This is a genomic window from Acidipropionibacterium jensenii, from assembly GCF_005890135.1.
Lineage (GTDB): Bacteria > Actinomycetota > Actinomycetes > Propionibacteriales > Propionibacteriaceae > Acidipropionibacterium > Acidipropionibacterium jensenii.
Genome location: NZ_CP040635.1, coordinates 2,940,826 through 2,962,302, shown reverse-complemented (window position 1 = coordinate 2,962,302; position 21,477 = coordinate 2,940,826). Strand labels below are relative to the sequence as shown.

The window sequence follows — 21,477 nt, the reverse complement described above, 5'->3', positions numbered from 1 at the left end:
TCGATGGCGTCGGCGAAGTGTGCGGCCAGCAGCTTGTCGCTCTCTGCTTCCAGGCGTGCCCGGTTCGCGGTGAGGTCGGCGAGTTCTTGGTCGCGCCCGGCGGAGCGTTGGTCGAAGGCGGCGTTGATTTCGGCGGCGAGGTGTTGGTAGTCGGCTTCGCTGATGGTGATGTTGGCGTAGGAGTCTTCGACGAGGCGCTCGGCGACTTGGACGGGGACGGCACGCCGCGTGCAGGTGGTCTTCTTTGCAGCGCGTCCGGAGCAGACGAAGTAGGCGTAGGTGGTGCCGCGTGGGTTGGTGGCGTAGTCGAGCAGCATTCGTGACCCGCAGTTCCCGCAGTAGAGCAGGCCTTTGAGGTGGTGGGCGTGCTGCACGTGCCGCGTCGCGTGGGTGTTGCGGGCTTTGAGGAGGGATTGCACCTGGTCGAACAGGGCCGGTTCGATGAGGGGCTCGTGGGCTCCGGAGTGGAGTGCGCCTTTGTAGCGGATGATCCCGGCGTAGTAAGGGTTGGTTAGCAGCTTGTACAGCGTGTTCCGGCCGAGCGGTTTGGAGGGGCGATTCGGCGAGGGAACCGTCAAGAGTCCGCGGGCGGTGAGGTCGCGGAGCAACTGGACGACGGAGGTCTCACCGTGCGCGTAGGTCTCGAATGCCCACCGAATCAGTGGCGCGCGCTCGGGGTCGACCTCGACGGTTCGGACTTCCCGGCCTTGGTCGTCGGTGCGGCGGACATTGAGGTAGCCGATGGGGGCTCGCATGGGGGTACCGCCCTGGGCGACCTTCTGCGTCATGCGCTTGGTGACCTCGGTAGCGAGGTTGCGGCTGTAGAACTCCGCAATGCTCGACATGATGCCGTGGACCAGCATCCCTGACGGGGTCTCGTCGATCGACTCGGTCGCGGAGACGAGGGTAACGCCTGCCTCCAGGAGGGCTTGCTGGATGTGGACGTCGTCGAGGCGATTGCGGGCCAGCCGGTCGACCTTGTGCACCAGGCAGACCTGCACCCGCGTTGCGGCGATGAACGCGAGCATCTCCTGGAGTGCTGGCCGATCGGCAGAGCGCGCGGACTCGCCCGCATCCACGAACTCGCGGACGATTCGGGCACCCAGGTCGGCGGCCTTCCGTTGGTTGGCTTCGCGTTGGGCGGGGATGGAGAAGCCTTCCTCGGTGCCGCCGCGCTCGGCCTGCTCGCGTGTGGAGACCCGCAGGTAGGACACCGCCAGCAACTCCGGCTCTGCCGGTGTGTCGTCGGATGTGGGTTCCATGGCGGGTGCTCCTCTCGCCGTCAGGGTGCGGATTCAGCGTGGTCCTCTGGTCTGGGTGACGGTCCCGCAAACTTTGCGGAACCGTCGATGCCACACGAGACCGGCCAGTCGAGGCCGTTTGGTATCGGAAGGCCATAGGGATCCGGCTCCCCGGCCAGCCAGGCGCGGTGCCGCGCTTGGGCGACGTTGAGCATCAGGTCGACCAGCCAGTGTAGGTCCGGCTCGTCTCGCCGCCAGACCCTCAATCGTAGGTTCCTCACGTCACGGTTCATGACAGGTAGGTGCGCACCGGCTCCCACGCCGCAAACCCGGTGCCGCAAAATCCGTCGGCGCTGAGACGAACGAAGTCCGTAAAGACCACCGTGCCAAGGTGCCACGCCTCTTGCAGATCAAGGAGCGTACCTATCGGTATGGAATTGTCGGTACGGACAGACTACCTGGGATCAGCCGGGTGCAACAGGTCTACCTTGTGCGGCATGGCGAGTAGTCCGCGTCCCAGTGCGGCGGCCAGATGCGGGTCGGCAACCTCGGGGAGCCTGCCCGACGAGACGTCGTCCGTCGAGCCTTCCGCGCTGTCGCCGGTGATGGAGGCTTCGATGGCGGCGCGCAGATCGTCGCACCACGCCCGAACTTGCTGGGACAGCGTCGGGCTCTCGCCGATAGTGGGGTCGGTGAGCAGGTGCAGCAGCGCACGCCCCTCTGTTCGACCGAAGTAGACGTCGAGGATCGCGTCGATGCCCGTCGTTCCCGAATTCTCGGCGTCGGCCTCGCAATCTCGGTCCTCGCTATTCTCAAGCCCGAGCTTGGCCATCAGGTCGGCGCGCATCTGCTCGATCGCAGCCAGCGCCAGGGCTTCCTTGCCGTCGAAGTAGTGGTACAGGCTTCCATGGCCCACACCAGACCGATCCAGCACCATCGTGGGGCTGGTCGCTGTAAACCCGCGCTCCGCGAACAGCTCGCACGCGGCGGCCACGAGTTTCCCGCGCGAGCCGTGCGCGGGCCTGCCGGTCCTGCGTCGCTGCGATGTCATCCACGCCTCCGATCCACCATCCCGAGTTCCATACAGGGTAGTATGATCCTCGATCTGCAAGAGGCGTGACAGCCCCCATCCTGAGCTGGGCATGCACGGGGAATGTCGGTGGTGACGCGTACCCTCCTTGTTGGGGAAGCGACACCGTCGGTACCGGCGCCATCCGCATACCGGTACCTGCGCGCTTCTCCTCATTCTGTCAGCTGCCGCACGAGACGAAGGACACGCATTGCCGCACGATTCCATCAATCACGCCAGGATCGTCTCGCTGATCTGGGGCATCGCCGACGACGTGCTACGCGACCTGTATGTGCGCGGTAAGTACCGCGACGTGATCCTGCCGTTCACCGTGCTGCGGCGCCTGGATGCCGTCCTGGAACCCACCCGGGACGCGGTGATGGAGATGAAGAGGCTCCTCGACGACGCCGGTATCGTCGATCAGGACGCGCCGCTGCGCGACGCGGCGAAGCAGGCGTTTTACAACACGTCAGGTTTTACCTTCAAAGACCTGCGCAACGCGGCCAACAAGACTCGGCTGCGCCAGAACTTCGAGGCATATCTCGACGGCTTCTCACCGAACGTGCAGGAGATCATCGAGAACTTCGACCTTCGTCACCAACTTCCCAAGCTCACCAAAGCAGATGCGCTGGGGGCACTCATTGAGAAGTTCTGCTCGCCCGACCTCGACCTTTCCCCGACGGGCTTGGACAACCACGGCATGGGCACTGTGTTCGAGGAGTTGGTGCGCCGGTTCAACGAGGACAACAACGAGGAAGCGGGCGAGCACTGGACGCCACGCGACGCGGTGCGGTTGATGACACGCCTCATGTTCGAGCCGATCGCTGACAGGATTCCCTCAGGCACGTACCGCCTCTACGACGGGGCGATGGGCACCGGCGGCATGCTCACCGTCGCTGAGGAGACCCTCAAGCAGCTCACGGAGCCGTTGGGCAAGCAGATCTCCACGTACCTGTATGGGCAGGAGATCAACGCCGAGACCTACGCCATCGCGAAGGCCGACCTCATCCTCAAGGGCGACGGCCAGGCGGCGGACAACCTCGTGGGTGGCCCCGAGTGGTCGACTTTGTCCAACGATGCGTTCGCTGGCCAGGAGTTCGACTTCATGCTCTCCAACCCGCCCTACGGCAAGAGCTGGAAGACCGACCTGGAACGCCTCGGAGGAAAGACCCATGTCATTGACCCGCGGTTCGTCGTCACCCACGATGGCGACGCGGAGTACTCGCTGGTCACCCGGTCCAGCGACGGCCAGCTCATGTTCCTGGCCAACCTCATCTCCAAGATGAAGCAAGGCACCGAGCTTGGTTCTCGCATCGCCTCAGTGCACAACGGCTCATCGCTGTTCACTGGCGACGCAGGGCAGGGCGAGAGCAACTTCCGCCGGTGGATCATCGAGAACGACTGGCTGGAGGTGATCATCGCTCTGCCCCTGAAGATGTTCTACAACACCGGCATCGCGACCTACGTGTGGGTGATTACCAACCGCAAAGAGGAACGCCGCCGCGGCAAGGTCCAGCTGATCGACGCCACCAGTTGGTTCACCCCGCTGCGGAAGAACCTGGGAGAGAAGGGCGTCGAGATCAGCAGTGCCGACGCCGATCGGGTACTCGCCACGCTCAAGGCCTTCGACCAGGCAGACGACCCGGACCACTCTAAGGTCTTCGACGGGGTGGACTTCGGCTACTCGAAGATCGTCGTCGAACGTCCACTGCGCATCGCCGGAATCGACCCGCACCGGGTCTACAAGACGGCCGAGATCAAGAAACTCAAAGAAGACGGCATCCGCGACGAGTCCGCCCCACCGGTCATCAAGAAGGTGCTGCCCTACGCCGCGAAGCCCGACCCCCTCCACGGACGCTACGAGGCCACCATCGACGGACGCACACGCGTCGTCGAATACGAGCCCGACACCGAACTACGCGACACCGAGCAGGTGCCACTCATCGAACCCGCAGGCGAGCACGCGGACGGGATCGAAGCATTCTTCCGCCGCGAAGTGCTGCCCTACGCCCCGGACGCCTGGATCGACCAATCCAAGACGAAGATCGGCTACGAAATCTCCTTCACCCGCCACTTCTACAAGCCCACACCCATGCGCACCCTCGCCGAAATCCAGGCCGACATCCGCGCCCTCACCGCCGAAACCGACAACCTTATGGCCGAAATCGCAGGTGAAGACTGATGTTCACCGACTTGAAGTCGTATGCATCTACTCGTGACACAGCGCTTGCTTGGGCAAAGGTCGTTCCTAGTCATTGGAAGATCCAGCGGGCGAAGACGATCATGTACGCCGTGGATATCCGCTCGAGTACGGGCGAGGAGGAATTGCTCACCGTTTCGTCAGGTCGCGGAGTAGTTCCTCGATCATCCGCCAACGTCACCATGTTTCAAGCGGCAAGCTATGTGGGCCACAAGCTCTGTTGGCCAGACGACCTCGTGATCAACAGCCTGTGGGCTTGGGGTCGTGGCTTAGGCGTCGCAACGAACCACGGGATAGTGAGCACAGCCTATGGTGTCTACCGGCAACGTCAGCGTGCACTGGAACCCGCTTACCTTCACCAGCTAGTCCGCTCGCAGCCGTTCCAGTGGGAGCTGCAAGTACGCTCGCAGGGCGTTTGGAAGTCCCGTTTGCAGATGACGGACGAGAGGTGGCTTGATGCGCCCCTCCTAATACCCCCTGCAACGGAGCAGGCGGCGATCGTCAAGTACCTCGCCCATGCGAACGCCCGCATCAACAAGGCCATTGCAGCCAAGCGCCGCCTCATCGCCCTCCTCGAAGAAGAGAAGAAGGCCATCGCTGACGTGATCCTGGGCCAACTCGACGAAGGCGCCCGAGAGGTTCGCCATGTGCTGTCGCAGCTTGTGGACTGCGAGCACAAGACCGCACCGTTCGTAGAAGGGGAGCCGTACTGGCTGCTCCGCACGTCGTCCGTGAAGTCGGGGGAGATTGTCTGGTCGGGCGCTTACACCACCGACGCTGCATCGTACGAGGTATGGACTAGTCGCGCGGTCCCTGAAGCGGGCGACGTGATCTTCACCCGAGAGGCTCCCGTGGGTGAGGCAGCTGTCATCCCTGATGGGCGGCGAGTAGCTCTTGGCCAGCGCACGGTCTTGATGAAGGTCAGAAGAGAGATCATGGATCCTCAGTTCTTGGTCTATCAGGTCTACGCGGGACTGCCCCGACGTCGTATCTCCCTCGCCACACAGGGGTCTACCGTCGGGCATTTCAATATGGATGACATTTGCTGGATGCGCGTGGCTGTGCCTGATATCGAGGTTCAGCGCCAGCTCGTGAGCAAGATTGAAAACGCCAACAGTGGTGCAAACGAGGTGATCGACAAGATGCAATCGGAGATCGCGCTGCTCCAAGAGTTCCGCACGCGGTTGGTCGCTGACGTGGTGACGGGTCAGGTCGACGTCCGCGCGATCGCTGCCACCATGCCTGACGCTCCCGAGGCGGCTGTTGAGGCTCTGGGGGAGGACGTTCCCATGCTCGATGAGGAGCTCGGCGACACTGTGGAGGGCGACGATGAATGACGCGGAGGCCTACCGCATCCACCTCGCGAGTGTTACGATTTAGGTAACGCTATGGAGCTGAGGTACGCGGACCGCGAGTTGGAGCGCCAGTGCACCGAGCAGCGCTACATGCAGCGCAAGCTGGGTGCGCAGCGGGCGAAGGCTTTGCGGCTGCGCCTTGACGAGCTTCGTCGTGCCGAAGAGCTCGCTGATCTGCTGTTCTTCGGTGGCAAGTGGGAGGAGCTGAAGGGTGATCGTGCAGGGCAGTGGTCAGGCAGACTGACCGCCAACTGGCGGCTCATCATCGAGCCTGACCGCACCGTCATCACCATCGTTCTTGTCCGCGAGATCGTCGACTATCACTGAGAGGAGCTGACATGACGACCCTTCCCGACTACGCCGTCTCTCCCGGGGACCACATCCAGGAGTGGCTGGACGACCAGGGAATCAACGCGGCCGAGCTGGCCCGTCGCCTCGACGTGACGCCCAAGCATGTGTCGGAGCTGCTCTCTGGGAAGGCCCCGTTGTCTGCCACTGTCGCGCTGGGCTTGGAGCGTGTCACGGGGATCCCCGCCCGGATCTGGAACCGGTTCGAGGCGGGCTACCGGGAGGACATGGCTCGCCTAGCGGAGGCTGATCGGCTCGCCGCCCAGTACCCGCAGGCGAAGTTGTTCCCGCTGGCGTATCTGCGTAAGTGGAGGTACATCTCAGCCCCGGCGCGTGACAAGGCGGGGACGGTTCGTGACCTGTTGAGTCTTTTCGGGATCGCAGATCTCGACGCCTTTGCTGCGACGTGGGTGCGTCCGAAGGTGGCCTACCGCAAGATCGGGCTTGCCACGGACAAGGTCTACGAGCGGGCGACGTGGCTCGCCCTGGGAGAGCACGAAGCCGAGGTGGAGAACCTGGGCGAGTACGAGCGGTCTGCCCTTGAAGCGCTGATCCCGCAGTTGCGGGCGCTGACAGCGCGTCCGAACCCGGTCGAGGCGCTCGGTGAAGTGACGGCCATGCTCCGGGGCGTGGGAGTCGCGCTCTGTTTGATCCCACCGATTCCAGGTTTTGGCGTGCACGGCGCGACCCGCTGGATTTCCGGGCACCCTGTGGTCCAGCTCTCCGTTCGCGGAAAGACCGATGACCAGCTGTGGTTCACGCTCTTCCACGAACTGGGACATGTGCTGCTGCACGGCCAGAAGACGGTCTTCCTGCAAGGGGCAGGCGACCGAGCGGAAGCCGAAGCCGATGAGTTCGCGTCATCGACCCTGATCCCTGAGCCCTACCAGGACCGGCTGCCGAGCGGCCGGAACATCGCTGCTGTGCGTGACCTTGCCGCAGAACTTGGCATCGCTCCGAGCATCGTCCTCGGCCAGGCGCAGCGAGCCACGCAAGACTTCGCGTGGGGCCAAAAGCTCCGCGTGAGGCTGGTGTGGGACGACACGAAGGCGGCGCAATGATCGCCCCACGCCTCGACGAGGCCAGCCTCGAAGCGCTCATCGTTACTCAGATGGTGGAAGGAGGCTGGAGCGAAGGCCGCCCGCCCGATTTCGATCCGGCCTATGCTCTCGATCTCGAACATCTGACGACGTTCGTCGAGGCGACCCAGCCCCGCGTCGCGAAGGCGTTGTCGTTGGGTGATCAGACGCCTGCCCGTCACAGGTTCTTGGCCCGCTTGCAGGGTGAGATCACGAAGCGTGGGGTGGTGGACATCCTTCGGGGCGGTGTGGATCACCTCGGCCAGCACGTGGACCTCTACTACCCGCAACCGAGCGCAGGTAACGCGAGGGCCGCGAAGCTGTTTGCGGCTAACCGCTTCGTGATCACCCGGCAGGTGCATCACAGTCCGAGCAACCGCGGCGATGCCGTGGATCTTGTGGCGTTCGTGAATGGCATCCCCGTGTTCACGTTCGAGCTGAAGAACAACATCACGAAGCAGACTGTCGATGATGCCGTGCAGCAGTACCAGCGGGACCGCGACCCGAAGGAGCTGCTGTTCGCCTTCGGGCGTACGCTCGCGCACTTCGCAGTCGATGACCAGCGGGTGAAGTTCTGTACCCAGTTGAAGGGCGCCGCGTCGTGGTTCCTGCCGTTTGACCAGGGATACGACGATGGCGCGGGCAACCCTCCCAACCCTGACGGGGTCATGACGGACTACCTGTGGCGGAGGATTCTGGCCCCCGAGAGTCTCGCCGGGATCATCGAGAACTATGCCCAGATCCTCACTGAGAAGAACCCCACCACGGGCAAGAAGACGAAGAAGGCGATCTTCCCCCGCTACCATCAGCTCGACGCAGTGCGGTGCCTGCTCGCCGATGTGACGAAGAACGGGGCGGGCCGAAAGTATCTCATCCAGCACTCGGCGGGTAGCGGCAAGTCCAACTCGATCGCGTGGCTCGTGCACCAGCTGACCGAGACCACCCATCACGGGCGCGTCGCGTTCGACTCGATCATCGTCGTGACAGACCGGATCATCCTCGACGATCAACTGTCCCAAACCATCAAGGCGTTCCTCCAAGTCGGGTCAACCCTGGTGCACGCGGACCGTTCCGGTGACCTGCGCCGGGCGATCACGGCTGGCAAGAAGATCATCGTCACCACGGTCCAGAAGTTCCCCTACATCCTCGACGACATCGGCACAGAGCACCAAGGGCGCCGCTTCGCGATCGTGATCGATGAAGCCCACTCCTCTCAAGGCTCGAAGACGTCGGCGGCGATCTCCCGTGCACTCGGCGGTGGGGAGAACGGCGATGAGGAGGAGAGCGTCGAGGATCAGATCAACAGGATCATCGAATCCAAGAAGCTGCTGCCCAACGTGAGCTACTTTGCGTTCACCGCGACCCCGAAGAACAAGACGCTGGAGATGTTCGGGGAGCCCGTCGCGAACCCTGACGGCACCACTGGGTACCGACCGTTCCACTCCTACACGATGAAGCAGGCCATCCAGGAGGGCTTCATCGTCGATGTGCTGGCCAACTACACCCCGGTCGGCAGCTACTACAAGCTCATGAAGACCGTCGAGGACGATCCTGAGTTCGACGCTAGGCGAGCCTCGAAGAAGCTGCGTGCCTACGTCGAAGGGAACGAGCACGCGATCGCACAGAAGGCCGACATCATGGTCGACCACTTCCTCAGCCAGGTCCTCGCCAAGCAGAAGATCGGAGGGCAGGCCCGGGCGATGATCGTCACCTCGTCCATCGCCCGGTGCATCGAGTACTTCCATGCCGTGGAGGCGGCGCTGGCTGCCCGGAAGAGCCCGTACAAGGCGATCGTGGCGTTCTCTGGTGAGCACGACGACAAGGGCATCCAGGTCACTGAGGCGAGCCTGAACGGGCTCCCGTCCCGCGCAATCGCCGAGCAGATCAGGACGGATCCGTACCGGATTCTCGTGGTTGCCAACAAGTTCCAAACCGGGTACGACGAGCCCCTGCTGCACACGATGTATGTAGACAAGACCCTGTCGGGCGTGCTCGCCGTGCAGACGCTCTCCCGTCTCAACCGTGCGCACCCGGCCAAACACGAGACCTTCGTGCTCGACTTCGCGAACACCGCTGACGACATCCAACGTGCCTTCGCTCCGTACTACCGCACCACGGTGCTGGCTGAAGCCACGGACGCGAACAAGCTTCACGACCTCGTCCATGATCTCGACGATTTCGGCGTCTACACGCTCGAGCATGTCGATGAGTTCGTCGCACGGTACCTGCGAGGCGAGTCACGCGACCGACTCGACCCACTGCTCGACGAATGCGTCGCCGAATACGTCGAGTTGCCCGAGGAAGACGACCAGGTCAAGTTCAAGGGTGACGCGAAGGCATTCCTGCGGACCTACAACTTCCTGTCCACCGTGCTGCCCTACGGCAGTGCGGATTGGGAGAAGCACTCCATCTTCCTCGACCACCTCGTCCCGAAGCTCCCCGCACCGAAAGAAGAAGACCTCTCCACAGGGATTCTGGAGAACGTCGACCTCGAGTCCTACCGAGCGGAGAAACTCGCCTCCATGCGCATCGTGCTCGACGACGAGGACGGCCTGATCGCCCCCGTTCCCGCTGCTGGAGGCGGCAGTCCGGTCGATCCAGACTTGGAACGGCTCTCAGAGATCGTGAAGAGCTTCAACGCCCACTTCGGCAACATCGAATGGAACGACTCCGACCGTGTCGAGCGGTTCATCACCGAAGAGATCCCTCGCCTCGTCTCCGAAGACGAGGCCTACAAGAACGCCCAAGCCAACAACGACCCGGTCAATGCGCGCGTCGAAAGTGATCGCGCGCTCGGTCAGGTCATGCTGCGCCTCATCGCCGACGACACCCAGCTCTTCAAGGAGTTCCAAGACAACGAGAGCTTCAAACGATGGCTCGCCGACGCAGTGTTCAATGCGACCTACAGGAGGAGCGCATGAGTACGGCGAGCGAACTCAAGCGCTATCGAGAGCAAGCTGTAAGTCTCCGCAAGGACATCAGCGGACACTCCAAGACCGTCGCTGACAAGCGGAAGAAGGCTGCGGATGCTCAGTCAGCGGCCTCACGTAGTCGATCGGACGCGACTATTCGTTCGAAGCTGCGCGAGGCGGAGACTGCGACCAATGCAGCAAACACTGCCGAGCGCAAGCGAGCGGACGCTGAGAAGAAGCTCGCCGACGTCGAGAAGAAGGTGGCCGACCTTCAAACCCGATACGAGAAGGAACAGCGTACCGAATCAGAGCGGTCTCTGAACGCAATTCGCAAAGCGTCGGCCACGGCAAGCTCTCAATTCGGGTCATTCTCTCGCGCGCAAGCTCCGGTCGTATGGCAACCAAGGGTCAGCCCGGAACTCACAGATATTTTCCTTTCACACGCCAGCGAAGACAAGGACGAGATTGCTCGACCACTGCGTGAGGCTCTGGAAGACCGCGGGCTCACCGTCTGGTTCGATGAACTCAAGATCAAAGTTGGCCACAGCATCCGACAGGAGATTGAGAAGGGTATTGAGGGTGCTAGGTTCGGCGTAGTGATACTCTCCCCGAGCTTCTTCGCGAAGCAATGGACACAGGCAGAGTTGGACGCCCTCTTCACGAAGAAGATTGATAGCAGTCGCAGCATGATCCTCCCAGTGTGGCACCGTGTGACCAAGGACGAGGTGGCCGCTCACTCGCCGCTACTCGCAGGACTCCTTGCCCTCAACTCGGCGACGATGACGGTCTCGGAAATTGCTGGAGTCATCGCAGAAGCCGTCGCAGAGGACACTCAGTAGCGCCTCTTCTCCCAGACCTTCCATGAGAGCGAGGATCTGACTCACCGCGGAGTCCGCCCGGTCCCTGATTCGTGTTGGTCCCGACCACTACGCTGGAGGCCATGGGACCCTCGGAGTACGAACTCGAAGCATGGGAAGCCATCCAGCGGTTCAAGGGACGGCCGAGTAGTGCCCCTTATGGTGGTGTAACCCGCTGGTGACCAACCCGTCGGCCTCCGCGACTTCGTGGTGGACGGCAGCGCGGTCACCGTGTGATCCTTCGAGAAAGCTCTCTACTTCTCACTCGAAAGGAACAACCACGATGACCGCTCCTCATATTGTCGACCCGACGCGGGTCCTGGACCAAGCCCTGGGCCAGGCCTCCCCGGACCTGCTGCGCTCACTGCTGCAGACGATGATCAACATGCTCCTGTCAGCCGACGCCGACCAGGTCGCCGGCGCGGAGTACGGCCGCCCCGACCCCGACCGCCTCGTCCAGCGCAACGGCTACCGTCACCGCGACCTGGACACCCGGGTCGGCACGGTGGACGTGGCGATCCCCAAGCTCCGCCAGGGCAGCTACTTCCCCGAGTGGCTGCTGGAGCGGCGCAAGCGCGCCGAGTCGGCGATGATCACCGTGGTCGCCGACGCCTACCTGGCCGGGGTCTCCACCCGCCGGATGGACAAGCTCGTCAAGAGCCTGGGTATCGACTCCCTGTCGAAGTCCCAGGTCTCCAGGATGGCCGCCGACCTCGACGCCCAGGTCGAGGCCTTCCGCCACAGGCCTCTGGGCGAGGCGGGCCCGTTCACGTTCGTGGCCGCTGACGCCCTGACGATGAAGGTCCGGGAGGCCGGACGGGTCATCAACGCGGTCGTGCTGACTGCCACCGGGGTCAACGCGGACGGCCACCGGGAGGTCCTGGGCCTCCAGGTCGCCACCGCTGAGACCGGGCCGGCCTGGAACACGTTCTTCGCCGATCTGGTGGCCCGGGGCCTGTCCGGGGTGCGGCTGGTCACCTCGGATGCCCATGCCGGGCTGAGGGAGGCGATCGCGGCGAACCTGCCCGGGGCTGCCTGGCAGCGGTGCAGGACCCACTACGCGGCCAATCTGATGAGCGTGTGCCCCAAGAGCCTGTGGCCGGCGGTCAAGGCCATGCTCCACTCGGTCTACGACCAGCCCTCCGCGGCCGCCGTCGACGCCCAGTTCGACCGGCTGCTGGACTATGTGGAGGCCAAGCTTCCCCAGGTCCATGCCCATCTGGACGCCGCGCGGGCCGATCTGTTGGCGTTCACGAGTTTCCCGGTCGACGTGTGGCGCCAGATCTGGTCGAACAATCCTCAGGAGCGGCTGAACAAGGAGATCCGGCGGCGTACCGATGCCGTGGGGATCTTTCCCAACAGGGAGGCCGTCATCCGGCTCGTCGGGGCCGTGCTGGCCGAGCAGACCGATGAGTGGGCCGAGGGCCGGCGCTACCTGGGCCTGGAGGTCCTGGAACGCTCACGAGGCACTCACAACCCCGACGGCCCGGACCAGACGCACCTGGAAGGAGCAGACCCCATCCCATCCGAACTGGCAGCCTGACCCCGTATCGAAAGATCACGAAACGGATACACCACTACCAGGGACTTGACCGACGGCCGCTGTCCCAAGGGATGCGATGGGCTGGCGACAAGGCGGCTGACGGGTTCGCGGCGCTCGTCGACAACGCCGACAAGTTCCTCGACAGCCACCCCAAAGCCCAGTCGGCTGTCTCGCGGGGCAAAGAGGTAGCCGCCAAAGGAGCCAAGGCCATCGGCGCCGGGTTCCGCACGGCTGCAAGCGCCCTCCCCGACTGGAGCGGCGAGGGAATTGAGGCGACCAAGCGGTCACTCACGCGTATCTCGCGAGCGGGTCTCTCGCCGAGGAGAGTTGTAGATCGACACAAGAAGCGTGGCCACGAGGTGTCTAAGCTGGCTGACGTTCGCCGACTGGATCTTGAGCAAATCGACGAGGTGCGCGGGCTGGGAGCGAGTTGGTACTATCCGGCGCTCGCTGCGCTGTCCGGTGCTGGCGCTGGTTTTGTGATCTCAGGTAGCGAGTTGGTCGTCATGCCATCAGCGGGCGTTGCGGCAGCGCCTTCAGGCGGCGCGATCGTCGGCGCATTCGCTGGCGATGCCACGATCGTGCTTGGACTCTCCTCGCGCGTCGTCGGTCAAGTCGCCCTGAATTACGGGTATGACCCCGAAGATCCTGCCGAGAAGCTCTTCATCTTGTCCGTCGTCAACGCCGGAACCGCGATGTCCGCGACCGCGAAGACCGCGGCGATGGCCGATGTCTCCCGCCTCACTCAGGCTCTCGTACGCGGCAAGACCTGGACAGCCCTCAACGAGTCAGTCATCTCAAAGGTCTCGCAGCAGGTCGCGAAAGTTTTCAGCTTCCGCCTCACTAAGAAGGGCCTCGGGAAGGCCATCCCCGCAATCGGGATTGTAGTAGGTGGTGCCCTCAACTGGACCACGCTGGAGTCCATTGTCGACGCCGCAGATGTCGCGTACCGTCGGCGTTTGCTGATCGAGAAGTACCCGCAACTCCGGACCGAGGAGTCCTCGGCTTGGTTGTCTGACATCGAAGGAGACGTAGCCGAGGACGCTGACCAGGCATTCAGCGTGCTTGACGAACTCGCTGATGCTGGCGGGCATGACCCGCGGGAGCCCCAGGAAGGCTGAGGTACCACATGCCTACTGGCGGGCCGCAATCCCCCCCGATTGGGGTCGTCGTCTGGATCGATCGTGGGCCAAGGTCAGGTCGCCCATGACGACCAGCCGTCTTCACCTTGGCCGCGTCTTTGCCCATATCGTGCTCCGGTGCACTCTGAACTGGCGAGCCAGCGCGTTCACGCTTACACCTTGTGCGTGGGCTGCTCGCATAGCGTCCACTTCCTCCTCGGTGAGGCGTGTTCGAGGTCGTTTACTTGGTTCCGCCGACGCACCGATCAGCAGGTCGCCCGACTCTCCGATAGGGGCGGTGTCCTCGCGGAGGCCTTGATTCCACTCGGAAACAAGCCGCTCAACCCGCGGTCGCTTGTTCCCGCAGTGCTCAATTGCTTCCACCAAAAGTGACATCTTCGAACCCTGCCCCGCAGACCAGCGGGCAGGGTTCGAAGTGTCTTCAGGGTCAGACGCTTCGACAGAGACAATCCGTGTGTGACCAGGGGCGACGCAGTCCAAGGCCGCTCGAACGGCCCCGTCGGGCTGGTAGCGGATGGCCTGCTCGTCGTCGAGGATGATCTTGTCGAAGAGGGCTCGGTTGAGGATGCGGCGTTCAGCAGGTTCGCATCGCGCGTAGACGTCGCCGAGATCGGTGAGGATGTCGGCGAGCTGGTCGAGGCCCTCACGGGCGTCCTCGTAGCTGGTGGCGAGGTTCTCCAGCCGGTGTTCGATAGCGTCGTGAGTGGTGCGGATGCGTTCCTGCTCGGACCTGACTTGATGCAGTTTTTCGGGGTTCGGTCGGGTGTGTTGGTCTGGCTACGGGTTTCGTGTTCGATCGTGGCTGTTTTGGGGCACTAAGACGGTCCTGGGGACCCGTATTGTGGGGGTCATGACCTATGTCCGGACGGTCCGCACGGGTTCGGGTGCGGTGGCGGTCCAGATCGCTGAGAAGCGACGGGGCAGGCGCATCATCGTGGAGCATGTGGGCTCGGCTCACAGTGACGAGGAACTGGCGGTACTCAGGACCACTGCCCGGGCCAGGATCGAGCAGTTGAGCGGCCAGGAGCCCTTGGACCTGGGCGTGGAGATCCCGGTTGCGGTCGAGGAGTCGTTCACCGAGCCCGTGGTCCAGGACAGGTTGACCGGTGAGGACTCTGGACGCCATGAGAGTTCAGCGCTTGCCAGGCCTGCGCAGGTCGTCTCGACGGCCTCGGACCTGTTGTGGTCTGTGCTGGACAGGGCCTATCGCCGCCTGGGACTCGACGCGGTTGCCGATCAGGTGTTCGAGCAGGTCGTTGTGGCCCGGATCGTCGAACCCACCTCGAAACTGGCTGTCGGGCGGGTCCTGACCGGTTTGGGTCAGGACCCGCCGCATCACACCACGATCTACCGGCACCTGGCTCGTGCCCAGGACCGCGACTACCGTGCCGTGATCACCGATGCCTGCCACCGGTACTCGGCCGGTGGCGGGGAGGTGACTCTGGTGCTCTATGACGTGACCACCCTGTACTTCGAGGCTGAGAACGAGGACAGTCTGCGCAAGGTCGGCTATTCGAAGGAACGCCGGGTTGATCCCCAGATCGTGGTCGGGCTCCTCGTGGACCGCTGGGGCTTTCCCCTCCAGATTGGCTGTTTTCCCGGCAACAAGGCCGAGACCACGACCCTGATCCCGATTGTTGAGGCCTACCGGTCGGCCCACGAGATCGCCGACATGGTGGTGGTCGCAGACGCCGGCATGCTGTCGGCCTCCAATCTGGAGGCCCTGGACGGTGCAGGTCTGCGGTTCATCGTGGGATCCCGGTCGGTAAAGGCCCCCAGCGACCTGGCCGGCCATTTCCACTGGAACGGCACGGCCTTCGATGACGGGCAGATCATCGACACGATCACACCCCGCACAGCGAGGAGGAAGACCTGCCACCCTCGCAGCAGACGGACCGAGCCGGTCTGGGATCCAGCCGGGTCCACCGATAGCTGGCGGGCGGTCTGGCAGTACTCCCGCAAACGGGCCGTGCGGGACTCGGCCACATTGACGGCTCAGGAGAACCGCGCCAAAGCCGTGGTCGACGGTGACAGACCGGCCCGCAAGCCACGGTTCGTCAGCGCATCGGCGAACGGCTTGTCCTTGGATCACAAGGCGATCGACCGGGCCCGCCAACTGGTCGGGTTGAAGGGATACGTGACCAATATTCCAGTATCGGTGATGACTCCGGTCCAGGTGATCGGGGCCTACCACGACCTCTGGCACGTCGAGGACTCCTTCCGCATGGCCAAGTCCGACCTGCGGGCCCGGCCCATCTTCCACTGGCTCTCTGACTCCATCGAGGCCCACCTGACCACGGCATTCGCCGCCCTGGCCGTCTCGCGTTACCTACGACAGGTCACCGGCCTGTCGGTCAAACGGATCGTCCATACCCTCGCCCCACTACGCTCAGCGACCCTGGAGATCAACGGCTCGCTTCACACCATCAAGCCCCAGACCACACCCGAGGCCCGCGCCATCATCAACGCGATCGAGTCCGATGCGGGGCACTAAGCCAATGCAACAAGTCAGGTCGGACTTGAGGAGGTCGAGCGGGATGGCGTCGGCGTAGTGGGCTTGGACGAGCTTGAGTCGCTCGGCGTCGAGCTTCTCCTTCTGGGCGGTCAGGAGTGCACGTTCGTCGTCGGTGGTGGCTTCGAGCTGGTCGAAGACGGCTCCGAGGACTTCGCGGACACGATCGGCCTCGTCGGGGGTGAGGCCGTTGGCGCCATAGGTGGAGTCGATGCGGTCCTCGATGCGGTCGGTGAGGATGGCGGACCGCGTGCAACCGTTCTTCTTGCGGCGCCCGGAGCAGGTGAAGTACTCGTAGGTGATGCCGGACTTGCCGGTGGGGCATTCGATCATCATCTTCGCCCCGCACGAGCAGTAGAGCGTTCCCTTGAGGTAGTGGTCGTGGGTGCGGGGCTTCTCTCCGCGCTGGTTCTTGGCGGCCAGTTCGGTCTGGACGCGTAGCCATGTCTCGGTGTCGACGAGAGGGTCGTGAGCGCCGTCGTAGGTGACGCCGCGGAACGTGAGGCTGCCTTGGTAGTAGGGGTTGGTGAGGATCTTGTGCAGTGCCTTCGTCGTCACGGGCTTCGACGGGAAGGACGGCGTCGGCCTGGTGGTGAGTCCTCGGGCTTCCAGCTCGGCGGCGAGGGAGGAGAGGGTCCAGTCGCCGGTGGCGTAGGCGGTGAAGGCAAACGTGATGAGGTCTGCCCGCTCGGGATCGACGGTGACGTCTCGGATCTCGTGGCCCTTCGCGTCGGTGGTGCGCACGTTCAGGTACCCGAGGGGTGCTTTGGCAGGAGTGCCGCCCATGCTGGCTTTCTGGGTCATTCCTTTGAGGACTTCTTGAGCGAGGTTCAGGGAGTAGAACTCGGCCATGGAGGCGAGGATGCCGTGCATGAGCATCCCTGAGGGCGTCTCGTCGATGTTCTCCGTCACGGAGACCAAGCTGATGTTCGCATCCCGAAGCGTCGCGTGGATGATCGCGTCGTCGAGGCGGTTGCGAGCCAGGCGGTCGACCTTGTTGATGATGCAGTACTGGACGGGGTTCTCGGTGACGTAGTCGAGCATGTCCTGGAGGGCGCGGCGTTGCGCCGTCTTGGCGGACTCGCCAGGCTCGATGAACTCCTTGACGATGACGGCGCCAAGCTGGTCAGCCTTTCGCTGAGCCGCCTTGCGCTGGGCGGGGATCGACAGGCCCTCTTCAAGACCGTTTCGGGTGGCCTGGTCCTTGGTGGAGACCCGAAGGTAGCTGATCGCAGGGACCAGACCATTCGTGTCAGTCGCGCCCGTGGCCTGCTGGATCTTGGCGGCGGTGGCGGCGAGCTTGCGCAGCTCGCCCATATCGATTCCGGACGGGAGGGACGTGAGAGTCATGGTGACCGCCTTTCACGGACCCCTGAGCGGGGTCTTGTGGGGCGCCGGATGGCGGTCACGTCAAGAAGCAGGAAGAACACCCCGAGTGCGGGGCTTAAGAGTCTGGTGCCAACGACGCCGGTTCGTTGAGCTTGCCCAACAGTCTACCGGGCGCTGACGAGAAGATCCCGGACGTAGGAACCGGCGTTCCCGGTGGTCGTGCCGTTGCCCGCAGCGCGCAGGGCGATGCGGATGAGAACCTCGGCGACCTTCTCGGCGTCGATCTCGCTGCGTTTGATGTAGCGCACGCGGACCGGCCGGTTGGCGTCCGACCGGTCCGTCGTGCGCTTGTAGGAGCGGACCATCATCCTCACCCGCCCTGGGCACTCTCGGGGTGGTCGTGGATCTCGCCGGTGCGTTCGTCGATGCTCGCATAGAACGCGTCTTCGGCTTCTTGCCTCTGGTGGACCTCGTCGAGGACGTACTGGACGAAGTCCTGGTCCCGGTCGGTGATCGCGGTCTCTTCCGCGTGTTCGGCGGGCGATTCCCCGGGCCATGTGGTTTGTCGTGTGGGGCGGTCGCGGTCGAGGCGGGTTCCGGAGGCTGTGACCCAGTCGCGGAGGCGTTGGCGGGCGTCGGCGAAGTCGCGGTGCCAGCCCAGCGGCGCGGAGCCGTTCTGGTCGGGGTCGTAGGCGCAGAGCCAGTGCAGGTGGAGGGCGGAGAGTTCCCAGAGGAGTTCGGGGTGGCGGTGCCAGTAGGGCGGGATGACGGAGGCTGGGAGTCCGTAGGTGTGGCGCAGCCAGTCGACCCACCGGTTCAGCTCAAGGAGTTCCTGCTCCAGGTCGGTGGCGGTCAACAGATTCCAGTTGACAGGGTGTGGCGGCTCGGCGATGAGATTTTGCGTGTCGTCGTAGTCAGGCTCCTCGTCGAAGCCCGGCGTGTGAGTGGTCATGGTGCGCTCCTCTCCAGGTTCAGCGGCCGAGCACGGGAGCGCTGGTGGTCGGCCGCGAGACTGGAGGGTCGAACGCGCGCTCCTGGTCTCGCGTGGCCGCCTCACGGGTCTGGGAGTTTCGGGGCGTTCGGTCGACGTCGTAGCGGGTGCGGGCTGTGTCGTGGCCGATCTTCTTGGCGACGAACTCCTCCCCGGACAGGGACTGGCCGTCTCGCTCGTAGGAGTACTCGTGGGCGTAGCCCTCGGCGACGAAGCTGTCGCCCTTGGCGAACCGCTCGAAAGCGCGTTCGGCGGTGGCCCGGTACATGACGAGGTTGTGGAAGGTCGGCTCCAGCTTTGTGAACGAGCCATCCTCCTCGCGGTGGAAGTTCTCCTGACCGAACCTCGCGTAGAAGCGCGCCTCCCCGCGATCCGTCACGGTCAGCTGCGGGTCGGTGGCGATGAAGCCGGAGATGGACTGCTGGGTGCGGATAGCCATGGGACTGTCCTCCTGCCCTTCATATCGGGGCGGCCCCATCGGACAGGGTCGCTCTGACAGGCAGGTGCACGTGGCTTCCCGGCGTTCGACTACTCGGTGCTGGGTGGCCGTTGCAGGAGGGCCTCGATACCTTCCCGGTCGCGTTGAAGCTGTACAGCGTCGCCGCGTTTGGGCCAGGGATGTAGGTCGGTGATGATCGGCGGTGTGGAGCGTAGGAGGATGACGCCGGTGCCGAATGGGAGGGTGCGGATGCGGTCGGGTGGCAGGATCGGCACCCGGCGTACGGAGCGCTGGTTTGAGCGGGTGCCGTGGTCGCCGAGGGTGATGGCGTCGGTGTACTCGTCGCGTTCGCCGATGAGGGTGGCGAGGTCTTGAAGGTCGCGACTGTTGGAGGCGCCGCCGAGGATGATCTTGACGATGCTGGCGTCCCAGATGGCTCCGGCCTGGTTCTCGCTCCACTTGTCCCTGGCCTGGGCCAGGGACTGGAGGACGGGCATGGTCGTGATCCCGGTGCCGCCGCCTTCTGCCATCAGGGTCGGGAGTGACGGGAGGGGTGCGAGGTTGCCGATCTCGTCCAGTGCGAGAAGGAGTGGTGGGTCGAGCCGTGCGCCCGGGCTGCGGGCGGCCATACGTCGGGCGGTTTCGACGAGGTCTTCCACGAACGCGGCGACGAGTGCGGCACTGTTGCCTGCCCCGGCGCCGGTGGCGAGCAGGTAGAGGATGCCCTTGTCGCGGATGAAGGCTTCGGGATCGAACTGCTCACCGGGCCCGGGACTGACAGCGTCGAGGACGCGGGGGTCGGCCAGGGCCGCCAGGGCGAGGGAGACGCCTTGCCAGATGGAGTCGCGGGTGCGGGGGTCGGCGTCGATCATGGCTTCCAGGGATTCGGCCCAGCCGGTCGCTGAGTGGGGTGAACCGGTGAGGATGGCGACGGCGTCTGCCGCGGCGGAGGGGTCGAGGGTCCAGCGGAACAGTTCGGCGGGTGTGCGGTGATCCAGTGCGGCGGCATGCAGGAGTGCTTGGAGGGCGACTCGGGTCTTGCCTTCCCAGAATCCGCCTCCGTCGACCCCGCCGTCGGCGAGGCCGGTCGCGGCGGCGAGCCCGGTGGCGCGGATCATGGCGGTGAGTGGGTCGTCGCAGCCGCGGATGGGTGACCAGCGAAGACCTGCGGGAACGCCGTCGGCCAAGTGTTGGGGGTCGAAGACGGCGACTGGCCCGATCTGCTGCCGGGCCTTGAGTGTGGCGGTGAGGTTGTCGGGCCGGGTGCTGGTGGTGACCACGGCACCGGGTGCGTCGAGGATCGCGGGGATGACGATGTGTAGGCCCTTGCCGGAGCGGGGCGGGCCGATGAGGAGGATGGAGTCCTCGACGCTGGCCCACACCTGTTTGCCCTTCGACTGGCCGAGCAGGAACCCCACATCGTGAGGTTGTGGGCTGTTGAGGGACGGGCGGAGTGTCCCGGCGTGGCGGACGAGTGTATTCGCGGAGGCTGCGGTGGCGACTTCGTGGCTTGTGGCCGTGCCCGCCAACCGGTGTGGGTCCATATCGACCGCGCGGGAGTGTCGTCGCCACTTGATCCACCCCCAGGTCCCTGCGGCTCCGAGGAGGCCGAGCATGAGCGTCAGGGTGATCCAGTAGGCGATGGGGTTGAGTCCGTCGGCGTGGAGCGCGCCCGCGGGATCTCCGGGGCTGAACAGGACCGCCAGCCCACCGGCGATGCCTGTCTGTGGTTGGTCGGTGCCGGTCACGAATGCAGCAACGGACCCTGCGCCGCGGATGGCGAGGATGAGGCCGAAGAGGGCGGCGAGCCCGACCATGAGGATGTTCGTCAGCTCGTCACCCATCGAGCCGGACTGGCGCTGCGTGCTCATGGCACCCGCCGGGTCACGACCCGCGCCGAGCAAGTCCCGACCAACAGGACGTCGGCGCCGCCCGTGGGCAGTTCCCCGAGATTCAGGGTCACGCGGACTGTCCCGGCCGCGGTTGCCTCTGCGGTGCTCCGAACGACAGCGACCGTGACGTCTTCCCCCGGCTGGAACCCGGCACCGGTCACCTTGATGGTTTCTGGTGCGTGGCGGTGCCGGGCCCGACGAGGCGCAGGCGACTCATCCGTCGGCTCCGAGCGTGGGGTGCGGGCCGCACGGATGATGTCGGTGAATGTGCTTCCGTCGGACTCGTGGATCTCGACTCGGATGGTCCGCGTGCGGTCCGCGGTCAGGACGTCGAGGAGTTCCCCGAACCGGCCCTTCGTCCACGGTGCCGTTGGCGAGGGCGGCGGATACTCGGCGCCATCCAGGGTGACGTTGAGGACCCCGTAGGGATCGACCGTGATGGTGGCCAGCGGCAGACTGACCGGTGTCTCGTCGGAGTTGACGGAGTGGCTGTGGTGGATGCTCATGCCCATCAGGTGCACCAGTCGTCCCTGGTATCAAATCTCCATGCACTCAAGTTCCTCCTGAC

General features: G+C 64.4%; 17 protein-coding genes and 1 pseudogene. 10 read left to right on the top strand and 8 right to left on the bottom strand.

What is annotated here, in order from left to right; all coding sequences use genetic code 11:
• Nucleotides 1–242: 242 nt before the first annotated feature.
• Both FEZ32_RS14245 and FEZ32_RS13225 read right to left on the bottom strand, forming a co-directional pair.
• Nucleotides 243–1,262: pseudogene (locus tag FEZ32_RS14245) on the bottom strand (recombinase family protein); the annotation flags it as partial.
• 433 nt (nt 1,263–1,695) lie between these two features.
• Nucleotides 1,696–2,292: a TetR/AcrR family transcriptional regulator gene (locus FEZ32_RS13225; RefSeq protein WP_175415798.1), complete on the bottom strand. Its 597-nt coding sequence runs from the start codon at nt 2,290–2,292 to the stop codon at nt 1,696–1,698.
• A gap of 229 nt (nt 2,293–2,521) precedes the next feature.
• On the opposite strand from FEZ32_RS13225, the gene FEZ32_RS13220 reads away from it, so the two are divergent.
• The 10 genes from FEZ32_RS13220 (at nt 2,522) to FEZ32_RS13175 (ending at nt 16,240) form a co-directional block, all read left to right on the top strand.
• Nucleotides 2,522–4,492 carry a type I restriction-modification system subunit M gene (locus FEZ32_RS13220; RefSeq protein WP_138680780.1) on the top strand — a complete coding sequence of 657 codons (1,971 nt, stop codon included), beginning with the start codon at nt 2,522–2,524 and terminating at the stop codon, nt 4,490–4,492.
• On the top strand, nt 4,492–5,847 hold the full coding sequence (locus FEZ32_RS13215) for a restriction endonuclease subunit S domain-containing protein (protein WP_138680779.1): 1,356 nt from the start codon (nt 4,492–4,494) through the stop codon (nt 5,845–5,847). The genes FEZ32_RS13220 and FEZ32_RS13215 overlap by 1 nt, the downstream gene beginning before the upstream one ends.
• A gap of 51 nt (nt 5,848–5,898) precedes the next feature.
• A complete protein-coding gene (locus FEZ32_RS13210) occupies nt 5,899–6,192 on the top strand; it encodes a type II toxin-antitoxin system RelE/ParE family toxin (RefSeq protein WP_138680778.1) in 294 nt (97 codons plus the stop codon).
• 11 nt (nt 6,193–6,203) lie between these two features.
• The gene (locus FEZ32_RS13205; protein ID WP_138680777.1) at nt 6,204–7,274 is read left to right on the top strand and encodes an ImmA/IrrE family metallo-endopeptidase; all 1,071 of its coding nucleotides are present in this window, start codon (nt 6,204–6,206) and stop codon (nt 7,272–7,274) included.
• On the top strand, nt 7,271–10,213 hold the full coding sequence (locus FEZ32_RS13200; protein ID WP_138680776.1) for a type I restriction endonuclease subunit R: 2,943 nt from the start codon (nt 7,271–7,273) through the stop codon (nt 10,211–10,213). The genes FEZ32_RS13205 and FEZ32_RS13200 overlap by 4 nt, the downstream gene beginning before the upstream one ends.
• Nucleotides 10,210–11,043 (top strand): toll/interleukin-1 receptor domain-containing protein, encoded by an 834-nt coding sequence (locus FEZ32_RS13195; protein ID WP_175415797.1) that lies wholly within the window; start codon nt 10,210–10,212, stop codon nt 11,041–11,043. Before FEZ32_RS13200 ends, FEZ32_RS13195 begins: the two co-directional genes overlap by 4 nt.
• A gap of 301 nt (nt 11,044–11,344) precedes the next feature.
• Nucleotides 11,345–12,604, top strand: coding sequence for an IS256 family transposase (locus FEZ32_RS13190; RefSeq protein WP_138680606.1), 1,260 nt, complete (start codon nt 11,345–11,347; stop codon nt 12,602–12,604).
• A gap of 71 nt (nt 12,605–12,675) precedes the next feature.
• Complete coding sequence (locus tag FEZ32_RS13185; RefSeq protein WP_138680774.1) at nt 12,676–13,725, top strand: EcsC family protein; 1,050 nt, start codon at nt 12,676–12,678, stop codon at nt 13,723–13,725.
• Nucleotides 13,726–14,202: 477 nt separating this feature from the next.
• Entirely contained in the window at nt 14,203–14,565 is a 363-nt protein-coding gene (locus FEZ32_RS13180) for a hypothetical protein (protein WP_138680773.1), read from the top strand.
• 31 nt (nt 14,566–14,596) lie between these two features.
• Nucleotides 14,597–16,240, top strand: coding sequence for an IS1634 family transposase (locus tag FEZ32_RS13175; protein ID WP_138680772.1), 1,644 nt, complete (start codon nt 14,597–14,599; stop codon nt 16,238–16,240).
• Here the strand turns inward: FEZ32_RS13175 and FEZ32_RS13170 are convergent.
• From FEZ32_RS13170 to FEZ32_RS13145, 6 genes are all read right to left on the bottom strand, one after another.
• Nucleotides 16,136–17,608 carry a recombinase family protein gene (locus FEZ32_RS13170; RefSeq protein ID WP_138680771.1) on the bottom strand — a complete coding sequence of 491 codons (1,473 nt, stop codon included), beginning with the start codon at nt 17,606–17,608 and terminating at the stop codon, nt 16,136–16,138. The two genes, FEZ32_RS13175 and FEZ32_RS13170, sit on opposite strands and share 105 nt — an antisense overlap.
• Before the next feature lie 143 nt (nt 17,609–17,751).
• Nucleotides 17,752–17,955 carry a hypothetical protein gene (locus FEZ32_RS13165; protein WP_197720491.1) on the bottom strand — a complete coding sequence of 68 codons (204 nt, stop codon included), beginning with the start codon at nt 17,953–17,955 and terminating at the stop codon, nt 17,752–17,754.
• Nucleotides 17,956–17,957: 2 nt separating this feature from the next.
• Complete coding sequence (locus FEZ32_RS13160; protein WP_138680770.1) at nt 17,958–18,539, bottom strand: hypothetical protein; 582 nt, start codon at nt 18,537–18,539, stop codon at nt 17,958–17,960.
• A gap of 19 nt (nt 18,540–18,558) precedes the next feature.
• Nucleotides 18,559–19,017 (bottom strand): single-stranded DNA-binding protein, encoded by a 459-nt coding sequence (locus FEZ32_RS13155; RefSeq protein ID WP_028703052.1) that lies wholly within the window; start codon nt 19,015–19,017, stop codon nt 18,559–18,561.
• An 89-nt stretch (nt 19,018–19,106) separates the two neighbouring features.
• Nucleotides 19,107–20,888, bottom strand: coding sequence for a type IV secretory system conjugative DNA transfer family protein (locus tag FEZ32_RS13150; RefSeq protein WP_138680769.1), 1,782 nt, complete (start codon nt 20,886–20,888; stop codon nt 19,107–19,109).
• On the bottom strand, nt 20,885–21,415 hold the full coding sequence (locus FEZ32_RS13145; RefSeq protein ID WP_175415796.1) for a hypothetical protein: 531 nt from the start codon (nt 21,413–21,415) through the stop codon (nt 20,885–20,887). The genes FEZ32_RS13150 and FEZ32_RS13145 overlap by 4 nt, the downstream gene beginning before the upstream one ends.
• Nucleotides 21,416–21,477: the final 62 nt, after the last annotated feature.